The sequence below is a fragment of the Mesorhizobium sp. WSM4822 genome (genome assembly GCF_055811155.1).
Genome location: NZ_JBVVQM010000010.1, coordinates 191,812 through 216,375, shown reverse-complemented (window position 1 = coordinate 216,375; position 24,564 = coordinate 191,812). Strand labels below are relative to the sequence as shown.

The 24,564-nt window shown below is 63.1% G+C and carries 20 protein-coding genes; 7 read left to right on the top strand and 13 right to left on the bottom strand.

The window, feature by feature from the left end:
• Positions 1–103: 103 nt before the first annotated feature.
• The 3 genes from AC0L3E_RS23160 to AC0L3E_RS23150 all read left to right on the top strand — a co-directional run bounded on the left by AC0L3E_RS23160 (position 104) and on the right by AC0L3E_RS23150 (position 3,344).
• Complete coding sequence (locus AC0L3E_RS23160) at positions 104–1,027, top strand: sulfite exporter TauE/SafE family protein (protein ID WP_027039532.1); 924 nt, start codon at positions 104–106, stop codon at positions 1,025–1,027.
• Positions 1,027–1,818 carry a TIGR02186 family protein gene (locus AC0L3E_RS23155; RefSeq protein ID WP_473605686.1) on the top strand — a complete coding sequence of 264 codons (792 nt, stop codon included), beginning with the start codon at positions 1,027–1,029 and terminating at the stop codon, positions 1,816–1,818. The genes AC0L3E_RS23160 and AC0L3E_RS23155 overlap by 1 nt, the downstream gene beginning before the upstream one ends.
• A gap of 269 nt (positions 1,819–2,087) precedes the next feature.
• Entirely contained in the window at positions 2,088–3,344 is a 1,257-nt protein-coding gene (locus tag AC0L3E_RS23150) for an Hsp70 family protein (RefSeq protein WP_473605685.1), read from the top strand.
• A gap of 143 nt (positions 3,345–3,487) precedes the next feature.
• Here AC0L3E_RS23150 and AC0L3E_RS23145 read toward each other — a convergent pair whose 3' ends face one another.
• Positions 3,488–4,378 carry a LysR family transcriptional regulator gene (locus AC0L3E_RS23145; RefSeq protein WP_128287806.1) on the bottom strand — a complete coding sequence of 297 codons (891 nt, stop codon included), beginning with the start codon at positions 4,376–4,378 and terminating at the stop codon, positions 3,488–3,490.
• Between the two features lie 278 nt (positions 4,379–4,656).
• Here AC0L3E_RS23145 and AC0L3E_RS23140 point away from each other — a divergent pair, with 278 nt between their 5' ends.
• The 3 genes from AC0L3E_RS23140 to AC0L3E_RS23130 are packed head-to-tail and all read left to right on the top strand — an operon-like array spanning position 4,657 to position 9,257.
• Complete coding sequence (locus tag AC0L3E_RS23140) at positions 4,657–7,587, top strand: molybdopterin oxidoreductase family protein (protein WP_473605684.1); 2,931 nt, start codon at positions 4,657–4,659, stop codon at positions 7,585–7,587.
• On the top strand, positions 7,584–8,318 hold the full coding sequence (locus AC0L3E_RS23135) for a 4Fe-4S dicluster domain-containing protein (protein ID WP_473605683.1): 735 nt from the start codon (positions 7,584–7,586) through the stop codon (positions 8,316–8,318). The genes AC0L3E_RS23140 and AC0L3E_RS23135 overlap by 4 nt, the downstream gene beginning before the upstream one ends.
• A gap of 3 nt (positions 8,319–8,321) precedes the next feature.
• Entirely contained in the window at positions 8,322–9,257 is a 936-nt protein-coding gene (locus AC0L3E_RS23130; protein ID WP_127320860.1) for a dimethyl sulfoxide reductase anchor subunit family protein, read from the top strand.
• 5 nt (positions 9,258–9,262) lie between these two features.
• Here AC0L3E_RS23130 and pdeM read toward each other — a convergent pair whose 3' ends face one another.
• The 5 genes from pdeM to AC0L3E_RS23105 all read right to left on the bottom strand — a co-directional run bounded on the left by pdeM (position 9,263) and on the right by AC0L3E_RS23105 (position 15,432).
• On the bottom strand, positions 9,263–9,979 hold the full coding sequence (pdeM, locus tag AC0L3E_RS23125; RefSeq protein ID WP_127399107.1) for a ligase-associated DNA damage response endonuclease PdeM: 717 nt from the start codon (positions 9,977–9,979) through the stop codon (positions 9,263–9,265).
• The gene (locus AC0L3E_RS23120; RefSeq protein WP_473605718.1) at positions 9,976–12,525 is read right to left on the bottom strand and encodes a ligase-associated DNA damage response DEXH box helicase; all 2,550 of its coding nucleotides are present in this window, start codon (positions 12,523–12,525) and stop codon (positions 9,976–9,978) included. Before AC0L3E_RS23120 ends, pdeM begins: the two co-directional genes overlap by 4 nt.
• A 228-nt stretch (positions 12,526–12,753) precedes the next feature.
• Positions 12,754–13,614, bottom strand: a complete 861-nt coding sequence (locus AC0L3E_RS23115) for a C40 family peptidase (RefSeq protein ID WP_164748718.1) — start codon at positions 13,612–13,614, stop codon at positions 12,754–12,756.
• Positions 13,615–13,643: 29 nt separating this feature from the next.
• Positions 13,644–13,994 carry a MarR family winged helix-turn-helix transcriptional regulator gene (locus tag AC0L3E_RS23110; RefSeq protein ID WP_013533675.1) on the bottom strand — a complete coding sequence of 117 codons (351 nt, stop codon included), beginning with the start codon at positions 13,992–13,994 and terminating at the stop codon, positions 13,644–13,646.
• 73 nt (positions 13,995–14,067) lie between these two features.
• The gene (locus tag AC0L3E_RS23105; RefSeq protein ID WP_473605682.1) at positions 14,068–15,432 is read right to left on the bottom strand and encodes a leucyl aminopeptidase family protein; all 1,365 of its coding nucleotides are present in this window, start codon (positions 15,430–15,432) and stop codon (positions 14,068–14,070) included.
• A 116-nt stretch (positions 15,433–15,548) separates the two neighbouring features.
• Between AC0L3E_RS23105 and AC0L3E_RS23100 the strand changes: the two genes are divergently transcribed.
• On the top strand, positions 15,549–16,370 hold the full coding sequence (locus AC0L3E_RS23100) for a tetratricopeptide repeat protein (RefSeq protein ID WP_127269472.1): 822 nt from the start codon (positions 15,549–15,551) through the stop codon (positions 16,368–16,370).
• A gap of 84 nt (positions 16,371–16,454) precedes the next feature.
• On the opposite strand, the gene AC0L3E_RS23095 is transcribed toward AC0L3E_RS23100, so the two are convergent.
• From AC0L3E_RS23095 to cpaB, 7 genes are read right to left on the bottom strand one after another with little or no spacing between them, the layout of a single operon-like run.
• Positions 16,455–17,477: a type II secretion system F family protein gene (locus tag AC0L3E_RS23095; protein WP_127270238.1), complete on the bottom strand. Its 1,023-nt coding sequence runs from the start codon at positions 17,475–17,477 to the stop codon at positions 16,455–16,457.
• Positions 17,478–17,486: 9 nt separating this feature from the next.
• Positions 17,487–18,500 carry a type II secretion system F family protein gene (locus tag AC0L3E_RS23090; RefSeq protein WP_128306947.1) on the bottom strand — a complete coding sequence of 338 codons (1,014 nt, stop codon included), beginning with the start codon at positions 18,498–18,500 and terminating at the stop codon, positions 17,487–17,489.
• A 29-nt stretch (positions 18,501–18,529) separates the two neighbouring features.
• Positions 18,530–20,032, bottom strand: coding sequence for a CpaF family protein (locus AC0L3E_RS23085; protein WP_127270234.1), 1,503 nt, complete (start codon positions 20,030–20,032; stop codon positions 18,530–18,532).
• Between the two features lie 29 nt (positions 20,033–20,061).
• The gene (locus tag AC0L3E_RS23080) at positions 20,062–21,351 is read right to left on the bottom strand and encodes a CpaE/TadZ family protein (RefSeq protein ID WP_127327690.1); all 1,290 of its coding nucleotides are present in this window, start codon (positions 21,349–21,351) and stop codon (positions 20,062–20,064) included.
• A gap of 38 nt (positions 21,352–21,389) precedes the next feature.
• The gene (locus AC0L3E_RS23075) at positions 21,390–22,103 is read right to left on the bottom strand and encodes a CpaD family pilus assembly protein (protein ID WP_127807954.1); all 714 of its coding nucleotides are present in this window, start codon (positions 22,101–22,103) and stop codon (positions 21,390–21,392) included.
• 14 nt (positions 22,104–22,117) lie between these two features.
• Positions 22,118–23,638 carry a type II and III secretion system protein family protein gene (locus AC0L3E_RS23070; RefSeq protein WP_127807955.1) on the bottom strand — a complete coding sequence of 507 codons (1,521 nt, stop codon included), beginning with the start codon at positions 23,636–23,638 and terminating at the stop codon, positions 22,118–22,120.
• Positions 23,635–24,447 (bottom strand): Flp pilus assembly protein CpaB, encoded by an 813-nt coding sequence (gene cpaB / locus AC0L3E_RS23065; RefSeq protein ID WP_127295258.1) that lies wholly within the window; start codon positions 24,445–24,447, stop codon positions 23,635–23,637. The genes AC0L3E_RS23070 and cpaB overlap by 4 nt, the downstream gene beginning before the upstream one ends.
• Positions 24,448–24,564 lie beyond the last annotated feature (117 nt).

Here is a 24,564-nt window from a genome sequence, read left to right as displayed (position 1 = left end):
TTGACTTCGCAGCACCTCCGGCGCAAGAACGAATTGGCTTGTCGGGCCAAGATGCCCGCAACGGTTGCATTCGCCGACAGGCAGAACTGATCGAGACTGACGGGTGGGCATCTATCTCCCGATCGCGGAAATTTCCGTCAATATCTTCGTCCTGCTGGCCATGGGCGCGGCGGTGGGTTTCCTGTCGGGCATGTTCGGCGTCGGCGGTGGCTTCCTCATCACGCCGCTGCTGATCTTCTACAACATACCCCCGGCGATCGCGGTCGCCACGGGCGCCAACCAGGTCATCGCCTCCTCCGTCTCCGGCGTCCTTTCGCACATGAAGCGAGGGACGCTCGACTTCAAGCTCGGCGGGGTGTTGCTGGCCGGCGGCATTGTCGGTTCCACCGGCGGCATCTTCGTCTTCGCCTTCCTGCGCCGCCTCGGCCAACTCGACCTGTTCATCTCGCTGCTCTACGTCGTGCTGCTCGGCACCGTCGGCGGGCTGATGCTGGTCGAAAGCGTCAATGCGCTGCGCGCCACGCGCAGCGGTGCGGCACCGGTGCTGAAGAAATCCGGCCAGCACAACTGGATCCACCGCTTGCCGCTGAAGATGCGGTTCAGGGCCTCAAAACTGTTCGTCAGCGTCATCCCCGTCCTTGGCCTTGGCGCCGGCATCGGCTTCCTGTCGTCGATCATGGGCGTCGGCGGCGGCTTCATCATGGTGCCGGCACTGATCTATCTGCTGAAAGTGCCGACCAACGTCGTCATCGGCACCTCGCTGTTCCAGATCATCTTCACCTCCGCCTATACGACGCTGGTCCACGCCACCACCAACCAGACGGTCGACGTCGTGCTGGCCTTCCTGCTGATGGCGGGCGGCGTCGCCGGTGCGCAGTACGGCGCCAAGGCAGGCCAGCGGCTGCGCGGCGAGCAACTCAGGGCCTTGCTGGCGCTGCTGGTGCTGGCGGTGGCGATACGATTGGCGATCGATCTTTTCGTCACCCCGCCCAACCTTTATTCGCTGTCTGCCGCGGGCCTCAACTGATGAAGGCTCGCAACACATTCGCAACCGCCATTCTCCTGACGCTGCTTGCGGCCGCCGTGCCGGCGAAGGCACAGGTCCCGCTGACCGAAGGCATCCAGATCGGTCTCTCCACCGATAATGTCTCGATCACCGCCGGCTTTTCCGGGGCCGACCTGACCATTTTCGGTTCGCTGGAAAACCCGGATCCACTTGTCGCGCGCCAAGGCCGCTACGACGTCATCGTCGTGCTCGAAGGTCCGCCCAAACCGGTGGTGGTGCGCCGCAAGGACAGGGTGCTAGGCGTCTGGGTCAATCTGGATTCCGAGACCTTCGAGAACGTGCCGGTCTCCTATTCGGTGGCGACGACGCGGCCGCTGCAGGACATCACTGAACCCAACAGCTACAGGCAGCTGTCGCTCGGCGCCTCCAACCTCTACATGCAGCCCGCCGATGCCGGCGACAGCCCGGCGACGATCGAGGAATTCACGGCCGCACTGCGGGAGCGCAAGTCGGCGACCGGCCTCTACAGCGAGAATGTCGGCGGCGTGCAATTCCTGTCGCAGAACCTGTTCCGCGCCACAGTGAGGCTGGCGCCAAATGTGCCAGTTGGAACCCATAAAGCCCGCGCGTTCCTGTTCAAGAGCGGCCTGTTCATCAAGGAAAGCTCGGCCCAGCTCGAAATCCGCAAATCCGGTTTCGAACAGTCGATCTTTCGTGTCGCCCACAATTATTCGTTCCTCTACGGCGTCTTCGCGATATCGCTGGCCATGCTGACCGGCTGGCTCGGAAGGCTGATCTTCCGGCGGGATTAATGCATGTCGCCCAAAAGTGGCCCCGGTTTTGGGCGAGCGACATGCATCGAATCAAGACCTGAAGTGCGTCGCGTGAATCCACTCAAACGCGACGCACTTCAGAACTTTTCCCGAAAAGTGGTTTCCCTTTGCCGGGGCATGCGGTAGACCGCGCTCCCCAGCCAAATGGCAGACACAAACAATTCGGTTCGGCAGAGCAGCCCGTCCCCGGGCAGCGCGCTATTTCTCGGCGCCTGTCGGCTCGCCGACGACAAATACAGGAACTTGTCATGCGACCAGCCTTCGGCGGCATCGACTTCGGCACTTCGAACTCCACTGTTGGCGTGGTCCGCAACGGGCAGCCGCGCCTCGTCGCCCTGGAGGACGGCCAGGTGACACTGCCCAGTGCCGTGTTCTTCAACTTCGAGGACAACCGCACCTGCTTTGGCCGTCACGCCATCGCCAACTACACCGACAGCATCGAAGGCCGGCTGATGCGTTCGCTGAAGAGCGTTCTCGGCAGTTCGCTGGCCCATGAAAAGACCCGGATCAAATCGCGGTCGATCGGCTTCATGGAGATCGTCGGCATGTTCCTCGGACATCTCAAGATGAGGCTGGAAGCAGATGCCGGCGATACGGTCGAGACCGTCGTTCTTGGCCGGCCGGTGCAATTCGTCGACGACGATGCCGAGGCCGACGCGAAGGCGCAAAGCGAACTCGAGAACGCCGCCCGTGCCCAGGGCTTCAAGCACATCGCTTTCCAGTTCGAGCCGATCGCGGCGGCGCTCGACTACGAACAGAAGGTGACACGCGAGGAACTGGCGCTGATCATCGATATGGGCGGCGGCACGTCGGATTTCTCGATCGTGCGCGTCTCGCCGCAGCGCTCCCGTTCGCTCGACCGCAAGGACGACATCCTGGCCAGCCGGGGCGTCCATATCGGTGGTACGGATTTCGACCGGCTGCTGAGCATCGCCCATGTGATGCCGCAACTCGGCTATTTGACGCCGACCAAGGACGGCAAGCGCAATCTGCCGGCAAGTTACTTCATCGACCTCGCGACATGGCAGCGCATCAACCTGGTCTACACCGCCAAGGCGATGACGCATCTGCGCCAGATCCGCTACGAGGCCGAGCGCGCCGACCTGGTCGACCGTTTCATCCACATCGTCGAACACCGCTTTGGACACGCGCTGGCCGCACTTGTCGAAAAAGCCAAGATAGAGCTGACCGACAGGTCATCCGCGGAGGTCGTGGTGAAGCTGCCGGGTGCGGAGTTCGCCGCCGAAATCACGCGCAACGGGCTGGATGCCACGATTGCCAGGGACATCGAGCGGGTCACAGCGACGGTGGCGCAGACCATCCGGGACGCTGAGGTGAAGCCATCCGACATCACCGCGGTATTCCTGACCGGCGGATCGACTGCGATCCCGCTGGCAAGGCGAGAAATCCTGTCGCTGGTGCCGCAGGCATCCGTCATCGAGGGCGACATGTTCGGCTCGGTCGGACTTGGCCTGGCGCTGGATGCGCAGCGAAAATTCGGCTGACCGGGTCCATTGATATTAGGTGATGCCGGCCTGCAAATGGCTGATACCTGCGCTTCCGGTGCTCACGTACTTTAAGTACGCTCCGCTCCGGTTCTCGGCATCAGCCATTTTCGACTCGGCCTGACCTGAATCTCAGCGAACCCTCACCGTTGATCCGACGTACCCAGATGCGCCTTGAGCGCCATCTGGGCCAAGCTTGCCTGGCGATCGCGATGGGTGATCATGGCGAAGTCGCGTTTCGGCAGTTGGAGCGGCACCGACCTCAGACTGCCTTCGGCCACGGCGCGTGCCACGACAAGTTCGGAAATGATGGTGGCGCCGGCCCCCGCCTCGACGGCCTGGCGAATAGCTTCATTGCTCGGCAGCACCAGGAATATCTGGAGGTCGGCGAGCGAAATCCCTTCGTGGCGCGCCAGATCCTCCAGCACCTCGCGCGTGCCGGAACCACCCTCACGGATGATCCAGCGCAGGCCCTTGATGTCAGGGCGGCCGGGCGCGACTTCGGGGATCTCCGGATGCGCGCTGGCAACCACCAGGATCAGCCTGTCGACGTCGACCTTGGTGCGGCGCAATATGTCCGACTCGGTGCGCCCCTCCACCAGGCCGAGATCCGCCGCGCCATCGAGGACATTGGCCTCGACCTGCCTGGTGTTGCCGATGGAGACGCTCAGCCTGACGGCCGGATAGGCTTCGTGGAAGGAAGCCAGCCGGCGCGGCAGCCAGTAGCTGGCGATAGTCTGGCTGGCGGCGATCGAGAGGCTGCCGGTGACGGTCTGCGAGACATGCTCCAGTACATTGCGCGCGGCGGCGGCCCGCTCGAGCACGGCCTTGGCCTCCGGCAGGAACCGGTGGCCGGTCTGGGCAAGCTCGATGTTGCGGCCGACGCGGTTGAACAGATGGACGCCGTGCTGTTCTTCAAGCGCCCGGATGGCGGCCGATGCGGCCGACTGCGAAATGCCCAGCAATTCCGCCGCCTTGGTCATATGGCCGCGCTCGGCGACGGCGACGAAAATGCGCAACTGGTCCAGGGTCATGTCTGTATTAAGAACCAATATCGATCGAATTTACAAGAACAACTGATTAGACGGATCGATACCTTTATTCTAAGTTTCCTCGTGAAGTTAGAAAAAATTCGCCGAGAGATCGCAGAGAGCAGAATGATCGGGCGGTTCAGATCCCTGCTTGCGCATTGGACCCGCGGCATAAGACGGCGGCTGGCCGGTGATCGCTACCACCCGGAAGAGCATTACATGCGCGGCCCCGGACCGAAGACGCGGGCCAAATCGATGGGCCGTACAGGCGCCACCGGATCATGATGCAGGGACCGCCGCGCGGCGCGAATTCGGCACCATCGCAACGCCCGCTTGCCGACACGCGGGCGCCTGACGAAGGCGACGGCGTCGACACCTCGCCTGATGTTTCCGACAGCATCGCCAAGACGACCTGCTACATGTGCGCCTGCCGCTGCGGCATCGACGTGCACATCAAGGATGGCAAGGTCCGCTACATCAACGGCAACAAGGACCATCCGGTCAATCGCGGCGTGATCTGCGGCAAGGGCAGCTCCGGCATCATGCAGCACTACAGCCCGGCAAGGCTGAAGAAGCCATTGCTGCGCAGCGGGCCGCGCGGCTCCGGCGAGTTCCGCGAGATCGAGTGGGAAGAGGCGTTTTCGATCGCGACGGAACGGCTCTCGGCCATCCGCCGGACCGACCCCAGGAAGCTGGGCTTCTTCACCGGCCGCGATCAATCCCAATCCTTGACCGGCTGGTGGGCGAGCCAGTTTGGCACGCCGAACTTTGCCGCCCATGGCGGCTTCTGTTCGGTCAACATGGCGGCCGGTGGTCTCTATACGATCGGCGGTTCGTTCTGGGAGTTCGGTGAGCCCGACTGGGACAACACCCGGTATTTCATGCTGTTCGGGGTCGCCGAGGATCACGATTCCAACCCGATCAAGATCGGCCTCGGCAAACTCAAGGCGCGCGGCGCCAAGGTCGTCTCGATCAACCCGTGCCGCACCGGCTACAATGCCATTGCAGACGACTGGATCGGCATTCGGCCCGGCACCGATGGGCTGTTCGTGTTCGCCCTCATCCACGAATTGCTCAAGGCGGGCCGCGTCGATCTCGACTATCTGCTGCGCTACACCAATGCCCATGTTCTCGTCGTGCAGGAGCCGGGTGCCGCCGATGACGGGCTGTTCGTGCGCGACGCCGACGGAAATCCGCTGGCCTGGGACAGGGTGGCGAAGACACCGGTCAGCGCCACCGATGCCAGTGCGAAGCCGGCACTGACGGGCAGCTTCACGGTCGGCGGGCGCCGCTGCGTCCCGGTGTTCCAGCTCATCGCCGACCGCTACCTCGATGAGAGCTATGCGCCGGACGCGGTCGCCGAGCGCTGCGGCATTGCCGCCGATACGATCCGCAGGATCGCCGCCGAACTTGCGCATGTCGCCTTCGAACAGACGATCGAACTGCCGATCGCCTGGACCGACTGGGCCGGGCGCCGGCACGAGACCATCAAAGGGCGCCCTGTCTCGATGCACGCCATGCGCGGCATCTCGGCCCATTCGAACGGCTTCCACACCTGCCGCGCCATCCATCTCCTCCAGGTGTTGCTGGGCACGGTGGATGTTCCCGGCGGTTTCCGTTTCAAGCCGCCCTACCCCCGCTCCGCTCCGCCCGGTCCCAAGCCGGCCGGCAAGACCGTCAAGCCGATGACGCCGCTTGACGGCATGCCACTCGGTTTCGTCTGTGGGCCGGACGATTTGCTGGTCGATGAGGCCGGCACGCCGCTTCGCATCGACAAGGCCTATTCCTGGGACGCACCGCTGGCGGCGCATGGCCTGATGCACACCGTCATCCGCAATGCCTGGGCCGGCGACCCGTACCCGATCGATACACTGATGATGTATATGTCGAACATGGCGTGGAATTCCTCGATGAACACCGTCGAGACCATTGCCATGCTGACCGACCATGACGATGCAGGCAACTACAAGATCCCCTTCATCATCTATTCCGATGCCTATTATTCCGAGACCGTGCCGTTCGCCGACCTCGTGCTGCCCGACACCACCTATCTTGAGCGGCATGACTGCATCAGCCTGCTCGACCGGCCGATCAGCCATGCCGACGGACCGGGCGACGCCATCCGCCATCCCGTCGTCGAACCTGATCGCGACGTCCGGCCGTTCCAGTCGGTGCTGATCGAACTCGGCGCGCGGCTCGGCCTGCCCGGTTTCATCAACGGCGATGGCTCGGCCAAATATGCCGACTACGCCGACTACATCGTCAACCATGAGCGCACATCAGGCATCGGCCCGCTCGCCGGCTGGCGCGGCAAGGACGGGACCTCGACCGGCAGGGGCGAGGCCAACCCGGACCAGCTGCAGCGCTACATCGACAATGGCGGCTTCTGGCACCACGATTTCGCGGACGACCAGCGCTACTACAAGATGGCCAACCGCTCCTATCTCGATTTCGCGGTGCAGATGGGTTTTATTCCCAAGGCTGAGCCGATCGTCTTCCAGCTCTACTCCGAGCCGCTGCAGCGCTTCCGCCTTGCCGCGCGTGGGCATGGCCCTGTCTTGCCACCAAAGGGTGACCGCCAGCGCATCGAGACCTACATGGACCCGCTGCCGTTCTGGCACATGCCCTTCGAGGAAGCGGTCGTCGACCTCGAAAAATACCCGCTGCATGCGCTGACGCAGCGGCCGATGCATATGTACCATTCCTGGGGATCGCAGAATGCGTGGCTGCGGCAGATCACCAGCCAGAATCGGCTGTTCGTGCATCGCCGGACGGCAGCTGGCCTCGGCCTGGTCGATGACGACTGGGTGTGGATCGAGAGCATCAACGGCAAAGTGAAGGGGCAGATCAAGCTGATCGACGGGGTGAACGAAAGCACGGTCTGGACCTGGAACGCCATCGGCAAAAGGCGCGGCAGCTGGGGGCTGAAGGACGATGCGGCGGAATCCAACCGCGGCTTCCTGCTCAACCACATCATCGGCGACCAGACCTCGGCCGACGCTCAGGGCAAACGCTATTCGAACTCCGATCCTGTGACCGGCCAGGCGGCATGGTTCGATTTACGCGTGCGCATCGTCAAATGCGCAGCGGAAGAAGCCGGCTTCACCGAGCCGCAGTTCGAACGTTTCCAGCAGCCGCCGCATTTCGAACCCTCGCCCGACAGGCTGACTTTCGGCGCTGAATTCCGCCGGGCAAGAGAGGCGGCAAAATGACCTGTCTGCCAAGTCAAAGCGGCAAGAAGCTCGGCCTCGTCATCGATCTCGATACCTGCGTCGGCTGCCAGGCCTGTGTCACCGCCTGCAAGGAATGGAACACCGGCGGCAACATGGCGCCGCTGACCGACATCGACCCCTATGGCGGCCATGTCGACGGCGTCTGGTTCAACCGCGTGCACGCTTACGAGCACACCACCGAGATGGGCGGACGGACGGTGAACTTCCCGCGCTCCTGCCTGCATTGCGAGACGCCGGCCTGCGTCACCGTCTGCCCGACCGGCGCCTCCTACAAGCGGGCTTCGGACGGCATCGTGCTGATCGACGAGGACAAGTGCATCGGCTGCAAATTGTGCAGCTGGGCCTGCCCTTACGGTGCACGCGAATTCGACACCGATGTCGGGGTGATGAAGAAGTGCACGCTGTGCGTCGACCGCATCTACAATGACAATCTGGCCGAGGAAGACCGCGTGCCGGCCTGCGTCGCCGCTTGCCCGACCAGCGCCCGGCATTTCGGCGACCTAGGCGATCCCCTGTCGGCTGTCTCGCAACTGGTGGCGGAGCGTGGCGGCGTCGACCTGATGCCTGAGCTCGGCTATCGCCCAACCAACAAATATCTGCCGCCGCGCGCCCACAGCAAGCGGGCCGCATCGGTGGCCGCGCCGGCATTGGAACCGGTGCGGGCCGAAGGCGGTTTCCTCGGCTGGGTCGACCGCATGCTTTCGAACTGACCCATGCATCCAGCCTTCTCCGTCGTCTTCTTCACCACCGCCACCGGGGCCGGCTACGGCCTGCTGGCGCTGCTGGGCATGTTCGGAGGCTTCCAGATCATCCCGCCTGATTTCTGGCTGGGCCTTGTCGGCATGGGCCTAGCACTCGGTCTCATCGTGGCCGGGTTGTTGTCTTCAACGGGTCACCTCGGCCGTCCCGAACGCGCCTGGCGGGCGTTCTCGCAATGGCGCAGTTCATGGCTGTCGCGTGAAGGCGTCGCCTCGGTCATAACCTTCATTCCGGCGGGGCTGTTCGGCATCGGCTGGGTGTTTCTCGGCCGCATCGATGGCTGGGTCGGCATCGCCGGATTTCTGGCTGCCATCGGCGCGGTCGTCACCGTCTGCACCACCGGCATGATCTATGCGTCGCTGAAGCCGATCGCCCAATGGCACAGCCACTTCACCCTGCCCGGCTACCTCATCTTCTCGACGATGACCGGCAGCGTGCTGCTGAACGCGCTGCTGCAGGGCTTTGCGCTGGGTTCGAAGGTGCAGCTGGCGGCTTGCCTGCTGCTGACCTTGTTCGGCTGGAGCTGGAAAGTGGCGACCTGGCGCTACAATGACAGGCTGGAAATCTCGACAACCGCCAACACCGCGACCGGGCTGGCGGGGGGCACGGTGCGGTCGCTGGAATGGCCGCATACCGAGGAAAATTATCTGCTCAAGGAAATGGGCTTTCGCATCGCGCGCAAGCACGGCGCACGGCTGCGCCAGATCACGCAGCTTCTGGCCTTCGCGTTGCCCTTGGGGCTGCTCGCCATTGTGTTCGCCCTGCCATGGCCGCTGGCAGCGTTGCTGTCGGTACTTGCTGCTGCAATCCAGTTCGCCGGCATGCTGGTCGAACGTTGGCTGTTCTTCGCCGAGGCAAAGCACACGGTTACGCTCTACTATGGCAGGTAAGGCTGTTAGCCCGGCCGCAGCATCGAGCCGGAAATGGCAAAGATGCGTTGGGCGCCCAGCATATAAGCCATCAGCGTGTCCAGCCGGAACAGCCCGGCATAGGCGCGGTCGAGCACGTTAAGCGAACCGGTATAGGCGCCGAAGGCCGGCATGATCATGCGGCCGCCGTCGCCGGCAAAGCAGCGCCGCCTCACCGAGCGTCCCTGCTGGACTATGCGGGCGCAGGGATGCAGATGGCCCGCTATTTCGCCTTCGACACGCTGCTTCGACGGCTCATGCCGGAACAGCAGCGAGCCTATAGCAAGTTCACGCACCGTTTCGCCGGGCAGATCGGCTGGCGCTTCCGGGTCATGGTTGCCGGCGACCCAGAACCAGTCTCGGCCTGATATCAGCGCTTCCAGCCGTTCGCGGAAGCTTGCATGCATACGCTGGGCGCCGCCGCCATCGTGAAAGCTGTCGCCCAGGCTGATGACGATCGACGGCTGGTAGTCTGATATCACGGCCTGAAGCCGCAGCAGGGTCGCGCCGGTGTCGTAGGGCGGGATCAGCGTGCCGCGGCGTGCCAGCGACGAACCCTTTTCCAGATGCAGGTCGGACACGGCCAGAAGCCGCAGATCCGGAAAATAAAGCACGCCGCGCGGGTCGCAGACGGCGCGCTCGCCGGATATGCCGACAAGGTCGGCCTCGGCAATCAGCGATGTGCGCGCCAGCGAAAAATTCATTCCTCAGCCATTTCCGGCCCCATGGCCTCCTCGACCAAAGTCGCCGCATCCATCAAAAGCGTTTCATCGGCTTCGCCATGAACCGGCATCTTGCCGATCTCGAGCATGATCGGCACGGCGAGCGGCGATATCTGTTCTAGTGCCTTATGCACGATTCGACCCTGGATGCGCGAGAGCATGTCGGCAAGTCTGCTGACATCGAGCAGGCCGGTCGCTGCGTCGGCGCGTGTGGCCTGAAGCAGGATGTGGTCCGGTTCATGGCTGCGCAGCACGTCATAGATCAGGTCGGTCGAGACCGTGACCTGGCGACCACTCTTTTCCTGGCCCGGATGGCGTTTCTCGATCAACCCCGAAATCAGCGCGCAATTGCGGAAGGTGCGTTTGAGAAGCCAGCTGTCGGCCAGCCAGGCTTCGAGGTCATCGCCCAGCATATCCTGGTCGAAAAGAGCGCCAAGCGAAGGCTTCTTGGCTTTGAACATCGCGCCCATGTCGCCCAATGACCATATCGCCAGCGCATAGTCGGTGGCGACAAAGCCGAGCGGCCTGGCTCCTGCCCTGTCGAGACGGCGGGTGAGCAGCATGCCGAGCGTCTGATGCGCCAGCCTGCCCTCGAACGGATAAGCCACCAGATAATGGCGGTTGCCTCGTGGAAAGGTCTCGATCAGCAGGTCATCGCGTTTGGGCAGCACCGATTTGTCGGCCTGGAATCGCAGCCAGTCGGCGACCTGCTCGGGCAGCTTCTTCCATCGCTGCGGGTCGTCCAGCATGATGCGGACCTGTTCGGCGAGATAGGTCGAAAGCGGGAACTTGCCGCCACCATAGTAAGGCACCTTGGCATCGCTGCCGGGCGCGTTCGAGACGAAGCATTCATTCTCGCGGATGCCTTCGAAGCGGAGAACCTTGCCGGCGAACATGAAGGTGTCGCCATGCGTTAGCGTTTCGAGGAAGGCCTCCTCGATCTTGCCGAGAACCCTGCCGCCGCGCGACGCCGCGCCCTTGCTGCCCGCTTGCACATAGCGCACGTTAAGCGCCGGCACCTCGATGATGGTGCCGACATTCAGCCGGTATTGCTGGGCGATACGAGGATTGGACACCCGCCAGAACCCATCCTTGTTCAGGCGTATGCGGGCATAGCGCTCGTAATTCTTGAGCGCATAGCCGCCGGTGGCGACGAAATCGATGACGCGGTCGAATGTCGTCCGGTCGAGGCTGACATAGGGCGCAGCCGTTCGCACTTCCTCGAACAGGTCATCGGCACGGAATGGCGCGCCGCAGGCGCAGCCGAGCACATGCTGGGCCAGCACATCGAGCCCGCCATCGATCAAGGGAGGCGTGTCCTGCGCGCCGAGATAGTTGGCGTCGAGGGCGGCCCGGCATTCCAGCACCTCGAAGCGATTGGCCGGGATGAGGATCGCCTTGGATGGCTCGTCCATGCGGTGGTTGGCGCGGCCGATGCGCTGCGCCAGCCGGCTCGCCCCCTTTGGCGCCCCGACATGCACGACCAGATCGACATCGCCCCAGTCGATGCCGAGGTCGAGCGTCGAGGTGGCGACGATGGCACGCAACGCGTTTTCCCCCATCGCCTTTTCGACGCGCCGGCGCTGGGCGACGTCGAGCGAGCCGTGATGCAGCGCGATCGGCAACGTATCCTCGTTGACCCGCCACAATTCCTGGAACAGCAGCTCCGCCTGGCTGCGCGTGTTGACGAACAGCAGGGTCGTCTTGTGGCGCTTGATCTCGCGATAGATTTCCGGCGTGGCGTAGCGCGCCGAATGCCCGGCCCAAGGCACGCGCTCTTCGGAATCGAGGATGGAAATCTCCGGTTTCGCTCCCCCGGTGACGACGATCAGTTCGGCCATGTCACTGCCGGTCGAACCCTTGGGCGGATTCTGGCTGACCAGCCAGCGCCGCAACTCGTCCGGTTCGGCCACCGTCGCTGACAGGCCGATCGTCTGCAGGCCGGGGACAAAGCTGCGCAGCCGCGCCAGGCCGAGCGCCAGCAGATGCCCGCGTTTCGACGTCACCAGCGAGTGCAACTCGTCGAGCACGACGTAGCGCAGATCCTCGAAGAAGCGTCTTGCATCGCCTGCCGCAATCAGCAGCGCCAATTGCTCGGGCGTGGTCAGCAGGATGTCGGGCGGCACCAGCTTCTGGCGCTGGCGCTTGTGGGCAGGAGTGTCGCCGGTGCGCGTCTCGATGGTGACGGGCAGGCCGATTTCCTCCACCGGCCTGCCGAGATTGCGCTCGATATCGACGGCCAGCGCCTTCAGCGGCGAGATGTAGAGCGTGTGGATACCGCGACGCGCCTGGCCCGGCTTTCTCTTGGGCCGGTTGGCCAGTTCGGTCAGCGAAGGCAGGAATCCGGCCAGCGTCTTGCCGGCACCGGTCGGCGCAATCAGCAGGACCGACTGACCGGCCTGAGCTTTAGAAAGAAGTTCAATCTGATGGGCGCGCGGCGACCAGCCTTTCTCGCCAAACCATCTGAGGAATGGTTCGGGCAGGGCCACGGCGGCATTCTGTTCGGCAAGGCGCGGCTGCTCTGTCACCCGCCAGAGGTAGCGCGACGGCACACGAACGCCAAGGAAAATCGGAACAAAAGGTGATCGAGACACCCTCTTCCCTTCTCCCCTTGTGGGAGAAGGTGGATCGGCGCGCAGCGCCGAGACGGATGAGGGGTGTTCCAGCGGAGTGAGACGTTAGCCTTCCCTGGAACACCCCTCATCCGTCGCCTTCGGCGACACCTTCTCCCACAAGGGGAGAAGGAAGAAACTGCACTACGGCCTCCTGAACCCGGTCGGACCGCCGTAAAGATATCCGATGCGGGCGACGGCGTCCTTCAGCCCTTCGCGCGACACCAGCATGGTGTGGCCGTTGGCGTGGATCATCGTGTCGGCGTCGGTCATGACGGCGACATGGCCCTTCCAGAACACCAGATCGCCGCGTCGCAACCCGGAGAAATCAGGTCCCGGTTCGAGCGGCTCGCCAAGTGTCGCCGCCTGCATGTCGGAATCGCGCAGCACGTCTTTGCCGGCCATGCGCATCGCCAATTGCACAAGGCCCGAACAGTCGATGCCGAAACCGGAAGTGCCGCCCCAGAGATAGGGCGTGCCGAGAAACGCCTCGGCAACCGCGACATAGTCGGAGGCAGCTTCACTGAGCGGCCGCAGGTGGCTTGCGATCAACGCCTCGCCGGAAGGCAGGACCGCATAGTGCGTACCGCGCGTCTCGGCGGCCTCCGTCACCGTCACCGTCGATCCCATCGACAATTGTCCGGCGATCGGAAAGCGCAGATCCGGCCCGGGGTAGAGGAAGGTGCGCGGCACGCAGACGATGTGCGTCGGCGCATGGTCCCGTTTGCCCAGCATCGTGTCGGCGACGTAGCCGACATAGCCGTCGCGTTCGGCCTGGACCCAGGCCCAGCCCTCAGCGACATCGAAGACCAGGACATCGTCGCCGAACAGCGCTTGCGTGTTGACGCCGGCGTCCGGCCGCGGCGCCTTGCGCATATCGGCCACTGACGCGGTGACCCGCGCCGGCCGGCCGGCGACGAAGCGCTCGGCGGTGACCTCGCCCTTCAGCCTTGCATCGGCGAGATCGGAGCGAAAAGCGTGAAGGCGGGCATCCCTGGCAGTCAAATCGAACACTCTGTTGAAAGGTAATGCGCTCACATCGGCAGTTCGAGCGCCTTGGCGATGATACCATCGCCGAAGCGCTCGACAAAGAGCGCGCCCTCGACCGTGCGCCTGATCAGCACATTGCGCTTGTCGAGTTCATCGCGGTGACGCGAAACGAGTTTCAAAGCGCCCATCGTGTCGAGCGCGCGGGTGATCACCGGCTTGGTGACATTGAGGCGCGCGGCGAGCCCGCGCACGGTGTGCGGTGGCGGGTCGAGATAGATGGTGAACAGGATCGCCGTCTGGCGCATGGTCAGATCGGGCGCGTCGTCGCGCACCTGTGACAGCATCACTTGCTGCCACAGTCGCAAGGCCTGGCTCGGGCGCATAGCAATCGACATCGCGCCAGCATGACGGCAAATTGTTTCGGTTCCGTTTCAGTCGAGGCAATTTTGCCGGCTCCGCCTGCAACCGTCAGCCGTAGCGTTTCGCGATGATCCGCTCTAGGGCGCGGATGCCTTGTGCCTCGCCGCCGGCGGGGCCATGCGGACGATCGGCCGGGTTCCAGGCGAAGATGTCGAAATGCGCCCAGCCCTCGGTCTTTTCGACGAAGCGTTTCAGGAACAGCGCCGCCGTGATCGAGCCGGCGAAACCGTCTGATGTGACATTGTTGATGTCGGCGATTTTCGACGACAGTTTTGCATCGTAGGGCCGCCACAGCGGCATGCGCCACAGAGGGTCCTCGGCCGCGACGGAAGCCGCCGCAAGATCGGATGCCAGCGCTTCGTCACTTGTGTAGAACGGCGGCAGATCGGGGCCGAGCGCGACGCGGGCAGCCCCGGTCAGCGTCGCCATGTCGACCAGAAGCTGCGGCTCCTCCTCGTCGGCCAGCGCCAGCGCATCGGCCAGCACCAGCCGCCCCTCGGCATCCGTATTGCCGATCTCGACAGTGATGCCCTTGCGGCTCGCAAGCACATCTCCGGGCCGGAAGGCGTTGCCGGCAATCGAATTCTCAACCGCGGGAATGAGCACGCGCAGCCGCACATTCAGCCCGGCAGCCATGATCATCGAGGCGAGGCCAAGGACATTGGCAGCACCGCCCATGTCCTTTTTCATCAGCAGCATGCCGGACGATGGCTTGATGTCGAGACCGCCCGTGTCGAAGCAGACGCCCTTGCCGACCAGGGTCACCTTCGGCGCCCCTTGCTGCCCCCATCGCATATCGATCAGGCGCGGCGCGCCGGCCGACGCACGGCCGACAGCATGGATCATCGGGAAATTCCGGTCGAGGAGATCGTCACCCTTGACCACCGAGACTTCGGCCTTGTGCCTGGCGGCCAGGGTCCGCACCGCCTGCTCCAAATCTTCTGGACCCATATCGCTGGTCGGCGTGTTGACCAGATCGCGTGTCAGGAAGACGCCATCGGCGATGCGGCCTACGCGCCCGCCATCGACGCCTGCCGGCAGACCGAAGCGCAGCGCCTTGCCTGGCTTCTTGCCGTAACGGGTGAAGACATAGCCGCCGAGCACCAGCGCGATCGCCGCGAGGTCCGGCTCGACAGGGGCCGAGGCGAAATGCCAGTCGCCTTCCGGCAAGGCTTTCGACAGCGCGCCAAAGGCGAGCGCGCCTTCCCCATCGCCGATACCGAACAAGGCGCCGCCGAGCGCCCCGTTTTCGCCGGGCACGACCAGCGTCCTGCCTGCCTCGCCGGAAAAGCCGTTGGCCCTGGCCCAGGCGACAGCGACCGGCGCAAGGCCGGCCGCGTCCAGACCGTCCCTGGCGACCAGATGGACCGGCAGCGCGCCCGGCAATGTCTTCCCGACGAGTTCGACAGGCATGCGATGTTCTCCGTGTGAGTCGCCGTTCTTAACCGTCCGTTAGGGTTAACAGAATATTTCTGCGGGAGGGAAGACGGCCACGCAATGGCCGCGCACGAATGGAGGCTTAGGTGGCCATGCCGACCAACCGCAGGATCAATGCCAGGGGAAAACGGCTCATCACCACGGCCCTTGTGCTGGCGCTGGCGGCCGGCGTCGCCGGCTGCGGAACCGACAAGCTCTCCACCGGCTCTATCGCACGCACCAGCGGCAAACCGCTTGAAAGCATGTCGGCCGGCGAACTGCACAATGCCACCGGTGCACTTGGCCAATCCTACGCGAAGAACCCCAACGACAAGCGGATGGCGACGAACTATGCGGCGGCGTTGCAGATGGATGGCGACGCCGACCAGTCGCTGGCTGTGATGCGCAAACTCGCCATCGCTTTGCCCAAGGATCGTGACGTGCTTGCCTCCTATGGCAAGGCGCTGGCCGCCAATGGCCAGTTCGAGGCGGCGCTCGACGCCGTGCGCCGCGCTCAAACACCGGAATATCCCGACTGGAAGCTGGTGTCGGCCGAAGCGGCCATCCTCGACCAGACCGGCCAGAAGGACGATGCGCGCCAGCTTTACCGCAAGGCGCTCGACCTTAAGCCGAACGAGCCTTCCGTGCTCTCCAATCTTGGCATGTCGTATGTGCTGGAAGGTGACCTGCGCACCGCCGAAACCTATATGCGCTCGGCCGCGCAGCAGCCGAATGCGGACAGCCGCGTCCGCCAGAACCTGGCACTGGTCGTCGGCCTGCAAGGCCGGTTCGACGAGGCCGAGAAGATCGCCTCGCAGGAGCTCTCGCCCGAACAGGCGCAGGCAAACGTCGCCTATCTCAGGCAGATGCTGGCCCAGCAGAATGCCTGGAGCCAGCTCAAGGACCAGGACAAGCCGAAATCCGCGACCAACTGAGACCACAATCCCGATGCCCAACGAAGAAGCCGCGCTGCATGCGCGGCTTCTTCGTTTGAGGGAATGCAGGAATTTGCCTTGCCGCTACTGGGCGTTTGTTGCCGGCGCCGGATGATCGCCGAAGATACCGCGCTGGCTGACCTGAATGCCGGCGGGACCCAGGATGATGGCGAAGAGCACCGGCAGGAAAAACAGGATCATCGGCACTGTGAGCTTTGGCGGCAGGGCGGCGGCCTTCTTCTCGGCCGCATTCATGCGCATGTCGCGGCTTTCGGCGGCAAGCACGCGCAGTGCATGCGCCACCGGCGTGCCGTAACGCTCGGCCTGGACGAGCGCCTGCGACACCGACTTGACCGAATCCAGCCCGGTGCGGCTTGCCAGGTTCTCGTAGGCCTGCTTGCGCTCCGGCAGATAGGAAAGCTCGGCGTTGGTGAGGATGAACTCTTCCGCCAGCGCCACCGATTGCGCGCCGATCTCGTCGGCGACCTTGCGCAGTGCCGCTTCCACCGACATGCCCGATTCGACGCAGATCAGCATCAGATCGAGCCCATCCGGCCATGCCATCTGGATCGACTGCTTGCGCTTGGTGGCGCGGTTGTTGACGTAGATGACTGGCGCGTAGAAGCCGCCGTAAGCAACGAGGACGCAGACGAACAGCCTGATGACCAATGGCTTGTCGGGCAGTCCTCCGAGCGCGAAGATGTAGATTGCGGCCAGCGCGAAACCGACGAAAGGAAGTACGAGACGGAAGAAAAGAAACCGCGTCAGCGGATTCTGTCCACGAAAGCCGGCCACCTTGAGTTTCTGCAAGGTGCCTTCATCGGCGAGCGCGCGTCTCAGATCCAGCCGGTCGACAATGTTGCGCATGCCGACCGACTGTTCCTCGCGCAAGCCCTTGCGACGGCGGTCGGCCTCGACCGCAAGCCGGGCGCGCTGTTGCGCACGCAGTTCGTCGCGTTCCAGCGCAACGGATTTCATGCGTGATTTGAGCTGGTTTCCGCCAAACGCCGGAAGCAAGGTGAAGACGGTCGCAAACACCGCTATCGCGACCAGCATCGCGATCAGGAAGCTCGGATCCGTCAGGGTCTTGATGACTTGCTCGGTCATGCCAGCATCCTAGACTTCGAAGTTCATCATCTTGCGCATCACCAGGATGCCGATCGACATCCAGACCGCAGAGCAACCAAGGATCAGGTTTCCGACACTGGTGTTGAAGAGCGGCATCAGGTAGGCCGGGCTCGACAGGTAGACGAGAAAGGCGACGATGAAGGGCAGCGCGCCGATGATCGCGGCGGACGCCTTCGCTTCCATCGACAGCGCCGCGACCTTGGCTTTCATCTTCTTGCGATCGCGAAGCACGCGCGAAAGATTGCCCAGCGCCTCGGAGAGATTGCCGCCGGCCTGCGACTGTATCTGGATAACGATGCCGAAGAAGCTTGCCTCGGTGCAAGGCATGGTTTCAGGCATGCGCAAGGTCGCGTCGGGGATAGAGAGGCCCATCTGCTGTGAATCGACGATACGGCGAAACTCGGTCTTCACGGGTTCGGGCGATTCGTTGGCGATCAGGCGCACGGCGTCGTTCAGCGGCAGGCCGGATTTGACCGCGCGCACGATGATGTCGAGCGCGTTTGGAAATTCGTTGAGAAATGCCTTGACCCGGCGGGCGCGACGAAACGTGACGAACCAGCGCGGCAGGCCCAGCCCCCCGGCCAACATTACGCCCGGCAAGGCGATCAGCGGGGCTCCGGCCACAAAGGCGACAATCGTCAAAACGATGCCGCATACGGCGGAGTATATATAGAAACGCTCGATGGTGGTCTTGAGGCCGGCCTGACGAAGCTGGGCTTTCAGCGGGGGTTTCTTGACGCGGCTGTCCTTGGTTTTCTGCTTGGCGTCGAGTTCGTTAAGAGAATCCTGAACCGATTTGCGCCGCTTGACGGCTTCCGCCACGCGGTCGCGCGAGGCTTTGACGACGGAGCGATCCGTCTCGGCGGTCCTGATCGTTTCGAGCCGCTTGCCGACCTGTTTTTCGTTGCTGATCCGGGTGAACAGAAATGCATAAGCGACGGCGCCGGCGCTGAAGCCGGCGAGCACGACAAACGCCAGTACTGTGCCGTCAATTCCAAACATTGGCCCGAACCCTTACACCCCAGCATGCGTCAGTCAGCGCGTTTCTCCATCGCCTCGAGCGCAATGGCGAGACGCTGCTCCTCGCCGTAATAGCGTGCGCGCTCCCAGAAATGCGGACGGCCGATGCCGGTCGATACGTGCTCACCCAACAGCCGGCCGTTGGCGTCCTCGCCCTTGATGTTGTAAAGGACGATATCCTGCGTGATGATGACGTCGCCTTCCATCCCGATCACCTCGGTGATGTGGGTGATGCGGCGCGATCCGTCGCGCAGGCGCGCCGCCTGGATGATCACGTCGATGGAACCGACGACGATTTCGCGCACTGTCTTCTGCGGCAGCGAATAGCCGCCCATGGCAATCATGGATTCGATACGGTTGAGGCATTCGCGCGGGCTGTTCGAGTGGATCGTGCCCATCGAGCCGTCATGGCCGGTGTTCATCGCCTGCAGAAGATCGAACACCTCGGGTCCGCGCACTTCGCCGACGATGATGCGCTCTGGCCGCATGCGCAGACAGTTCTTGACCAGGTCGCGCATCGTCACCTCACCCTCGCCCTCCAGATTGGGCGGGCGGGTTTCGAGGCGCACCACATGCGGCTGCTGCAATTGCAGCTCGGCCGAGTCTTCGCAGGTGATGACGCGCTCCTCGCGGTCGATATAGTTGGTCAGGCAATTGAGCAGCGTCGTCTTGCCCGAACCGGTGCCGCCCGAGATCACGATGTTGCAGCGAACACGACTGATGATCTTGAGAACTTCGGCGCCCTGCGGCGAGATGGCGCCGAACTTGACCAGCTGATCGAGCGTCAGCTTGTCCTTCTTGAATTTGCGGATGGTGAGCGTGGCGCCATCGATGGAGAGTGGCGGCGCGATGACGTTGACGCGGGAGCCGTCGGGAAGGCGCGCGTCGCAGATCGGGCTGGATTCGTCGACGCGGCGGCCAACCTGGCTGACGATACGCTGGCAGATGTTGAGGAGCTGCTGATTGTCACGAAAGCGGATACCGGTCTGTTCGACCTTGCCGTTGACTTCGATGTAGACGTTCCTGGAGCCGTTGACCATGATGTCGGCGATGTCGTCGCGGGCGAGCAGCGGCTCGAGCGGCCCATAGCCGAGCACGTCGTTGCAGATGTCCTCGAGCAGCTCTTCCTGCTCGGCGATCGTCATTGCGAAGTTCTTGATCGCGATGATGTCGTTGACGATGTCGCGGATTTCCTCGCGCGCGCTTTCAGGGTCAAGCTTGGAAAGCTGCGACAGATCGATGGTGTCGATGAGCGCGGAGAAGACCTGGCTCTTGGTGTCGTAATAAGTTTCGCTCTTTTCGCGCTGTGCCCGCTTCGGCTCAGGCGCCAATGGCGGTGCCTCGACCGCACGGCGCGCCGGCGGCGCGACAGGCGCGCTTGGCGCCGCCGTGGGCCGGGTCAGAACCGCTGTGTCCATGGAACTTGCAGCCGGCGGCGCAACAGGCGCCGGTGCTGGCTGGCGAAATTCCGGCGTGAACCGGTTGCCGTCGTCGCTGCCTCTTTTACCAAACATGATCGACTACCGATTCCACTGCTGAAGCGTCACTTCTTGTTGCGCGAGAGCTTGCCGAGCAGGCTGCCGAGCCCGGCCTTCTTCTTGATCTTGATTTCGCTGCGCCCGGTCAGCACATGCGCCATTTCGTTGATCATCGCGACGACCGGGTTCTTGGCATCCATTTCGCCAAGCATGCGTCCGTTGTTGGCGGCATTGCCGAACAGCAACGGATCAAACGCAATGACCGACATCGGCGACAGGCCGAGCGGCTCGGCGAAATCGGACGGCGAAATCTCCGGGCGCTTCGGCACGCCGGCCTGGTTGATGATCAGCTTGGGCGGCGGATCATTGGGACGAAGCCGCTTGAGCATATCGACGAGATTCTTGGTGTTGCGCAGATTGGCGAGTTCCGGTGTCGCGGTGATGACGATCTCGTCGGCCTTGACCAGGGTGTTCTTGGTCCAGCCCGTCCAGGCATGCGGGACGTCGAGCACCAGAAGCGGCACGCTGCGCTGGGCGGTGTCGATAAGCTGCGCGAAGGCCTCGGGATCGAAATCATAGACCCGTTCGAGCGTCGAAGGCGCGGCGAGCAGCGACAGATGCTCGGCGCACTGGGTCAGCAGCCGGTCGAGATAGACTTCATCGATGCGTTCCGGTGAAAACACCGCCTCGGCGATGCCTTGCGCCGGATCCTGGTCGAAATTGATGTTGGCGGTGCCGAAAGCCAGATCGAGATCGGCGACGACCACTTCGGATTTGAACAGGGAGGACATCGCCCAAGCCACATTGTGGGCGATCGTCGAGGAGCCGACACCGCCCTTGGCGCCGACAAAGGCGATCGAGCGGCCGAGCGGCTCGGCTTCCGGATCGATGAAAATCGACGACACCACGCTGACGATGTCGGCCATCGAGACCGGAGCGATCACATATTCGGAAATGCCGTTGCGGATGAGCTCGCGGTAGAGGCCGACATCATTGTAGTGGCCGATCACCACCACCTTCGACGTCGGATCGCAATATTCCGAGAGCTGGGCGAGTTGTTCCAGCAATTGCTTGGGCTCGCTGCGCGATTCCAGCAGGATCAGGTTGGGCGTCGGCGCCGATTGGTAGAATTCGATGGCGGTGGGAACGCCGCCCATATGGACCTTGAGATGCGCCTTCGTCATGCGGCGGTCCTCGCCGGCGCGCTCGACCGGGTTGGCAACACCCTCGGTCTCGCAGAATGCCTGGATCGAGATGCGCGGGATCGGCCGCAACGCCTGCATCGCGGCGATGTCCTGCTGCGAGGTATCGCTGCCGTCCACCGGGGCGTCGTAGGCAAGGTTGCTCATCGTCATGCTCTTTCCCGTGGCCTGTTCTATCCGAGATAGGCGGCTCAGTACGTCACTTCCGAATTGCCGAGGAACTCTTCCGAAATGCCTCTCTTTTGGTAAACATCGATGGCTTGGCTACGATTTGCCGGATCAATATTGGCAGATTTACGCGGGCCGAGCAGGTCGGCCGGATTGGCCATCTGGGCGGCAAGATTGTTCTGATAGGAGCAGCCGAAGTCGGCATAGTGCTTGTTTTCCGATGTCTCCATAAGATCTTCGGGCCAGCGGCCGCACTTATCGGTCTGGGCTTTCACCGAGATATAAGCAACGCGAATCGGGGCAGAGGCTTCGGCGGAGGCGGACTGATAGGAGGTCACGACAATCCGATTGCGCTTGATGCCGCTGGCAACCGCCAGCCGGGCGAAATCGCGGGCCGCCGTGGTCGCGGCAACCTCGTTGGCCGATCCGCTCGGGACCTGGATCGTCAGCGTCGGGGCGGCACTTCTGTCATAGCCATCCAGGAAGCCAAGAAGCGTATCGCGCTGGGAGCCGGTCATGCCGCGGTCACCGGCGCCGACAGGCAGGTCGATCTTCTGATTCTTCTCGGCGATGACGATCGGATGGTTGGTGCGGTAATCGTCCGGAATGGCGCCGACCGTGATGCTGTCGCGCTGGGCGCAGCCGGCGAGCAGCGCCGCCACCGCAACCGCCAGGACAGGAACGGCTCGCCGGGTCGTTGCGGCGATGGTGCTTGCCTTCAATGCTGACTGAGACATGTCCGCTTCCCCGCTTACTTGTAGATGAAGCCGACAACGCCGTGGTAGCGGCCATTGGGCTTGTCGGTCTGCATGGTGCCGTAGACGCGATTGACGCGGCCAAGGAACATGCCGGCGCCATCGCTGGCGGCGTTGAAATTGTCGTCCGGCTTGGCGAGGTCGTTGCGCGCCACCGGCTTCACCAGATAGGGCGTGATGATGATGACGAGCTCGGTCTCGTTTCGCACGAAATCCCTGCTACGGAAGAGCGCGCCAAGCACCGGGATCTTTGTCAGTCCAGGCAATCCGTTGACGGCTTGCCTGACGTCGTCGCGAACCAGGCCGGCGATCATCATGGAGCCACCGGATGGCAATTCCACCGTTGTGTCGGCAAGGCGCTTGCGCAGCGACAGGGCATTCATTCCGGGACTCGTCACGCCTGAGGAGAACGATACGGATCCCTCGGTTGTCGGCTCGGAAACCGACGTCCTGACTTTCAAACTTATGCGGCCGGGAGACAACACAACCGGCTGGAATTCCAGGCCGATGCCGTACTCGATCTTTTCGACGCTGTAGGTCTTCAGGCCGGTCTGGTTGTCTTGCGATACATTTGCCGAGACACCCGTGACCATATTGTATTCACCGCCGACTTTGAAGGTTGCCTTCTCGCCCGACACAGCCGTCAAGGTCGGCTCGGCCAAGGTCTTCATCACCCCGGACTGCTCCATGGCGTTCACATAAGCCTGCAGTCCTGAAGCGCCGATTTGAAAGCCGGAATTCGACAGCTGTTTGCCGAGACCCGTGAAGTTGTCGCTGATTGCGCCGTAACTAATGCCGTTGCTGCCGCCGCTGCCAACCATGTTGACGCCGAGCTGCTTCATCACCGAGCGGCTGACTTCGGCGACCGTCACCTTCAGCGTCACCTGGTCATCGCCAATGATCTGGATCAGGTTGACGATCTGGCTGGTGCGGCGCTCCTGGTCCGGATTGTTGATGTCGACACCGCTCTGGGCCGAACCGCCGGCCGCGGTCTGCGAATATTGTCCCGTCGTTGCCTCACCACCCGACACGAACATGTTTGCCAACTGTTCGGCACGCTTGGCATCCAGCGGGGTATCCACGGTTCCTGTGAGAACGACGTTATCGTTCAGCAGTTCCACCTTGACGGCCGACGTCGGCAGGAAGCGCCTGATATAATCCTCAAGGCCGGCAACGTCGCGTTCGACGGCAAGGTCCAGACTGACGATCTGCTCGCCATTCGGGCCGAAGACAAATATGTTCGTCTCGCCGACCGCCTTGCCGAACAGATAGATGCGCCGCGCGGTGCGGGTCACAGCATCGGCAACCGCCGGGTTGGCGACGAGAATGTCGTAGGCATCGCTCGGCAGGTCGATGACCACCGACTTGTTGAGGCCGAGCTTGACGCGCTGAGTGGCCGTCGATGCCGTGACCTGCGCGTTCTTTGCCTCGACGACGCTGCCTTGCAAATTCGATCCGACGAGCAGCAGGCCGAATGCCGCGGCTACAATTGCCGGCAGTTTGCCACCTAGCCTCATTTCCTTGCTCCCACTTCGGAAACTTCGCCCGACTTGATCAGCCTCACCGTTCCTCTGCGGCCATTGCCGGAAACGAGATAGTCGGCCTCACCCAGATTTTTTTCCTGCGTGTCCGCGACCGCCCGCAGCGCCAGGGTCAGGCGATCCGCCATCTGCTGGGCGACAGTGATGATCTCCGCCTGCTTGGGCGTCAGTTCCAGCGTGGCGGTCTGACCCACCCTGGTCTTCTTGCCTTCCTCGTCCTCCTGAATGGTCTGATCGATGGCCAGGACGCGGATGTTCTTGAGGATGGTCTCGGTGTTGAAGCCGGCGGCGCCGCTGGCAGCATCGGCCCTGCGGGTCATGATGACGTCGACGAAATCGTTGGGAAGAATGAAGCCGCCGGCCGACGTATCGGCCGAGATGGCCGTGGCGACCGCCCGCATACCGGAAGGCAGGATCGACGACATGAAGCTCTGGCCCTCGCCGATCAGCTTGGACCGCCGCAGCGGTTCTCCGGCATACATCGCCACACGGGCAACGGAACTCTTCAGCTTGTCCAGTGCCTCGGGCTCGGCGGTGCGGGTGATGAAATTCGCGTTGACGCCGTCGGCGGGCCAGGATTGCCAGGCGATGTTGTTTTGGATCGGGCTGCCCATCGGAACGTCGCCTGAAAGCACAAGCACATCCTGGAGGGCCACCGCCGGGGCCTGGGGGCCGGAATCGACGACGATCTGGGGCGGCGGTGCCACCATGTTCTTCGCGACATAGCCAGCGCCACCCGCCGCGGCCACCGCCACGCTCAGAATTATCAATCGCGATGCTGGCATTTGTCCGAACCCTTGCCCTGGCAAACCACGTAGCCAAGCCGGACTTTGCAGCGGCAATCGTCAAAACAAGGTTAATGTAATGCTTACGATCGTGATTAATTTAAGGTTTACATAAAT

What these genes read in the sequence shown, in the direction of transcription:
- AC0L3E_RS23155 (WP_473605686.1), top strand. Translation starts at nt 1,027, where the DNA reads ATGAAGGCTCGCAACACATTCGCAACCGCCATTCTCCTGACGCTGCTT.
- AC0L3E_RS23150 (WP_473605685.1), top strand. Translation starts at nt 2,088, where the DNA reads ATGCGACCAGCCTTCGGCGGCATCGACTTCGGCACTTCGAACTCCACT.
- AC0L3E_RS23145 (WP_128287806.1), bottom strand. Translation starts at nt 4,378, where the DNA reads ATGACCCTGGACCAGTTGCGCATTTTCGTCGCCGTCGCCGAGCGCGGC.
- AC0L3E_RS23140 (WP_473605684.1), top strand. Translation starts at nt 4,657, where the DNA reads ATGATGCAGGGACCGCCGCGCGGCGCGAATTCGGCACCATCGCAACGC.
- AC0L3E_RS23135 (WP_473605683.1), top strand. Translation starts at nt 7,584, where the DNA reads ATGACCTGTCTGCCAAGTCAAAGCGGCAAGAAGCTCGGCCTCGTCATC.
- AC0L3E_RS23130 (WP_127320860.1), top strand. Translation starts at nt 8,322, where the DNA reads ATGCATCCAGCCTTCTCCGTCGTCTTCTTCACCACCGCCACCGGGGCC.
- pdeM (WP_127399107.1), bottom strand. Translation starts at nt 9,979, where the DNA reads ATGAATTTTTCGCTGGCGCGCACATCGCTGATTGCCGAGGCCGACCTT.
- AC0L3E_RS23110 (WP_013533675.1), bottom strand. Translation starts at nt 13,994, where the DNA reads ATGTCGATTGCTATGCGCCCGAGCCAGGCCTTGCGACTGTGGCAGCAA.
- AC0L3E_RS23105 (WP_473605682.1), bottom strand. Translation starts at nt 15,432, where the DNA reads ATGCCTGTCGAACTCGTCGGGAAGACATTGCCGGGCGCGCTGCCGGTC.
- AC0L3E_RS23100 (WP_127269472.1), top strand. Translation starts at nt 15,549, where the DNA reads ATGCCGACCAACCGCAGGATCAATGCCAGGGGAAAACGGCTCATCACC.
- AC0L3E_RS23095 (WP_127270238.1), bottom strand. Translation starts at nt 17,477, where the DNA reads ATGACCGAGCAAGTCATCAAGACCCTGACGGATCCGAGCTTCCTGATC.
- AC0L3E_RS23090 (WP_128306947.1), bottom strand. Translation starts at nt 18,500, where the DNA reads ATGTTTGGAATTGACGGCACAGTACTGGCGTTTGTCGTGCTCGCCGGC.
- AC0L3E_RS23085 (WP_127270234.1), bottom strand. Translation starts at nt 20,032, where the DNA reads ATGTTTGGTAAAAGAGGCAGCGACGACGGCAACCGGTTCACGCCGGAA.
- AC0L3E_RS23080 (WP_127327690.1), bottom strand. Translation starts at nt 21,351, where the DNA reads ATGACGATGAGCAACCTTGCCTACGACGCCCCGGTGGACGGCAGCGAT.
- AC0L3E_RS23075 (WP_127807954.1), bottom strand. Translation starts at nt 22,103, where the DNA reads ATGTCTCAGTCAGCATTGAAGGCAAGCACCATCGCCGCAACGACCCGG.
- AC0L3E_RS23070 (WP_127807955.1), bottom strand. Translation starts at nt 23,638, where the DNA reads ATGAGGCTAGGTGGCAAACTGCCGGCAATTGTAGCCGCGGCATTCGGC.
- cpaB (WP_127295258.1), bottom strand. Translation starts at nt 24,447, where the DNA reads ATGCCAGCATCGCGATTGATAATTCTGAGCGTGGCGGTGGCCGCGGCG.